The sequence below is a fragment of the Agrobacterium sp. MCAB5 genome, from assembly GCF_052114365.1.
GTDB classification, from domain to species: Bacteria; Pseudomonadota; Alphaproteobacteria; order Rhizobiales; family Rhizobiaceae; genus Agrobacterium; species Agrobacterium tumefaciens.
This window is the reverse complement of sequence record NZ_JBFREP010000359.1, coordinates 1-373: the sequence shown is the minus strand read 5'-3', so window position 1 is coordinate 373 and position 373 is coordinate 1. Positions and strand designations below refer to the sequence as shown.

1 protein-coding gene is annotated in these 373 nt (G+C 55.8%); it reads right to left on the bottom strand.

The features are described from left to right. Positions 1–373 (bottom strand): GTPase RsgA (rsgA, locus tag AB4Z23_RS29025; protein WP_441361379.1); only part of this gene is annotated, 373 nt, incomplete at both ends.

Genomic DNA, 373 nt, shown 5'->3' with positions numbered 1-373 from the left:
GTCGTGGTGTGCCGACCCTGCGCATCATATTCACGAATAGTGCCGGTTTTCTGCTTCGTATGAGATCCGGTCAGCGTATTTACAAGCGTTGACTTTCCGACGCCGGAGGACCCTACCAGCGCAATGGTCTGACCTTTACCCAGCCATGGCCTCAACAAGGCGACAGCATCGGCCGAGCGTCCATTAAGCGCTATGACTGGCAGGTCGCGTTGCAGAGCCTCCGCCTGTGACTGAAACCGGCCGACGTCTTCCGCAGTATCAGCTTTGGTCAGCACGATGACCGGTTCGCTTCCTGCTTGATCCGCCATTATCAGATAACGTTCGAGACGTGCGGGATCGAAATCTGCATTGCACGATGTAACTACCAGTAGGG